Consider the following 2,930-nt stretch of genomic DNA (forward strand, 5'->3'; position numbering starts at 1 on the left):
ACATGCCTTATTGAGAAATAACACTAATAAGCAAAGGTGGCGACGGGGAAATTGGCGAGGATGTTGGAAAAACGTGATAGGCATCGCTTTGAGTGCTGAAACACAATTGTTTTATGTCGGTTCTGATGGGCGACCGCCGGCGGCCAGATCTGCCCAGGGGCCGACGCCGCCGATCTTGTCGATGGTGATGCGAGTCAGGTATCCGGCCGGTGAGCCGGGTGGCGGGAAACCGGTGCCAGGTCCCAGGAGTCCGCTAAGGACGAGGCGAATCGCCGAAACTCATCGGAGGCCTAGTGGCCCGTATTTGAAGTTGCTGGACGGTGGGCCTTGGCGAGGATCCGGTCGGCGGTCTTGGTCCAGACGAAGGGATGGGCGCGGGGGTTCCAGCCGTTGATGAACGCACGAATCTGGGTCGTCAGCTCGCGGACGTTGCGGAAGGTGCCGCGGTGGATGGCCTGGCGTTCGATGATGCCGAACCAGATCTCGACCATATTCATCCAGGAGGCCGAGGTGGGAGTGAAATGCACTCGGATGCGCGGGTTTTCGGCCAGCCAGTCGCGGACCTCAACCTTCTTGTGGGCGGCGTAGTTGTCCATCACCAGATGCAACTCACGCCCGGGGTAGGCGCGTGCAACGTGGCGCAGGAAGCCGAGAAATTCCTGGTGGCGATGGCGCGGTTTGCACACGCCGGTGACCTTGCCGGTCGCGATGTCGAGCGCGGCGAACAAGGTGGTAGTGCCATGGCGCACGTAGTCGTGAGTCTGGCGCTCGGGGATCCCAAGTTGCATCGGCAGCGTCGGCGCGGTCCGGTCCAGGGCCTGGATCTGGGACTTCTCGTCCACGCACAGCACAATCGCGTTCTCCGGCGGGTGCATGTAGAGCCCGACGATGTCGGTGACCTTGCCCGCCAACTCCGGGTCGGTGGAGAACTTGAACGTCTCGGCCCGCCACGGCTGCACCCCGTACTCACGCCACACCTTCGACACCGTGCCGTGTGCGATACCCAGATGACCGGCCAGCAGGCGCGAACTCCAATGCGTCACACCGTATTTGCGTGGCGGAGGAGTCAGCGTCGTGGTAATCAGCTTGTCCCGGTCCAGGACTCGCGGCCGACCCGAACGATCCTCGTCGTGCAGCCCACCGATCCCGTGCGCCTCGTAGCGGGCCCGCCAATTGATCACCGTCTGCCGCGAGATCGCGAACCGCCGCGCGATCTCGGCATGGGCCACTCCATCAGCCGCCAGCACGACGATCCGGGCCCGCAACATCAGCCCGGACTTCATCGACCTCGACCGGATCCAGCCCTGCAGGATCTCCCGATCACCGTCACGCAACACCAGAGGAGCAGCTCGCACACCGGCATTCAACCAGAAATGACCGCCCAACTACTTCGGAAGCGACCCACTAGATGGCGCTGCCGACAGCGCCACCGACGACGCCGCCAACTGCGCCACCGACAACGGCCGCAGGAATGCCAGCAGCGGCCGCGCCGACCGCCGCGCCGATTGCTGCACCGGCAGCAATTGTCGGCGGGCCGGTGACGAGGCCGACCCATCCGACCTGTCCGATGATTCCGCCGACTACGCCACCAACTACGCCGCCGGCGACGGCGGCCGGAATACCCGCAGCTGCTGCACCAATAGCGGCACCGGCAATGGCTCCACCCGCGATCTTGTCCGATCTGCTGGGGTCGATGCCAACAGAGTTGCAGGCAGTCGCGAACCCGGCCTCCGCGTTAGCGGCAGTGGTATTCGCGCCATTCAGCACATTATCCGGAACAAAGTTCGGCGCCGGCGCCGTGTAATCCCCGAACCGCACCGTCCGCGGCGGCGGCGCAATAGGCTTCACCGGCGCCGTCGGCGCAGGAGCGTGCAGCGTCTGGAAATCAACCGGCGGCGCCGGCTCGGACTGATCCTGTGGAATCGCCCGATACCCCTCCGGCACAACATAATTAGCCGGCGGCGCAACCTCCGGCGGCACCGGCGCCGGGCTGGTCACACCCGGCTGCACGAGCGCCGGCCGCGGCGGCGTAATCAAATCATCAGCGGGAGCGTTCGATACGCCCGGCTGATAGGGAGTGGAGGTCGCCGGAGTCTCCGGCTGCACCTTCGGGCTGTGGCTGCTGGACGTCGGCGGCGTAGCCGTCCCGGGCGTGGGCGCCTGCGATTGCGTGCTGGTCGGCCCACTCGGTGACTGCGCGCTGGTCGCCGGCGACGCCGTGTGCGTGCCGCTCGAGCACGCCGCCACCGCGAGCGCCATCGGAATCGCCCCCACCACAGGCAGGATCGTGCGCGCCGCACTGGATCTCACTGAACTGTGCCGACCGGACACGACGAACATCACCCCAAACACCTAGCGTTGACTACTTCCCCCGGTAACCAGCTGGTGGTCGCCGTTGCTAGGGCAGAATAACGGCTACATAACGTGCTCGCGCAAGTGTTTGAAGAAACAAGCAGGTCAGAGAGTTGTCGATATGACGCAGATCACCCTGCTGCGCCACATGCGCATTGGCGCTTCGACCGCGCTAATTCGTTATGCCGCATCGAAATAACCGATGATCAGCGTGTATGCGCCTGCGCTGGAAGGCTGCTTCGTCGTCAGCACTTGAGTGGGCCTACAGAAGTGTTCGCTCGGCGTGACGTCCATGCATGGGAGGCCGATCAATCTCCGCTGTCGAGATACCCAGTTGAGACATCGACTCAGTTGAGACGAAACTAGACAGTGGTTAAAATTATTTGTTTGAGAGCGATTTGACCGGGGTACATCCGTGCGCTCGGCGCCGAGGTATAAGGATTGCGGCACTTGGTACTAGCCCGTAAGTACCCAGCGGCTGAAGGTTCAGCATGAGGTGTCCGGCCGATCCGGGGATGCCGGCGGTCCCCAAGATCGCGTTGCCTTCAGTCGCCCGCCCACTCCGGAAGCTCCTCGGC

At 63.8% G+C, this 2,930-nt stretch carries 3 protein-coding genes; 1 reads left to right on the forward strand and 2 read right to left on the reverse strand.

Annotated elements, in window-relative coordinates; translation table 11 throughout:
- Positions 1–290 precede the first annotated feature (290 nt).
- Positions 291–1,355, reverse strand: coding sequence for an IS630 family transposase (locus VGG53_RS11900; RefSeq protein WP_331518261.1), 1,065 nt, complete (start codon positions 1,353–1,355; stop codon positions 291–293).
- 49 nt (positions 1,356–1,404) lie between these two features.
- Positions 1,405–1,998, reverse strand: a complete 594-nt coding sequence (locus VGG53_RS11905) for a hypothetical protein (RefSeq protein ID WP_331518262.1) — start codon at positions 1,996–1,998, stop codon at positions 1,405–1,407.
- 79 nt (positions 1,999–2,077) lie between these two features.
- Here VGG53_RS11905 and VGG53_RS11910 point away from each other — a divergent pair, with 79 nt between their 5' ends.
- Complete coding sequence (locus tag VGG53_RS11910; protein WP_331518263.1) at positions 2,078–2,356, forward strand: hypothetical protein; 279 nt, start codon at positions 2,078–2,080, stop codon at positions 2,354–2,356.
- Positions 2,357–2,930 lie beyond the last annotated feature (574 nt).

Source organism: Mycobacterium sp. (genome assembly GCF_036490025.1).
Lineage (GTDB): Bacteria > Actinomycetota > Actinomycetes > Mycobacteriales > Mycobacteriaceae > Mycobacterium.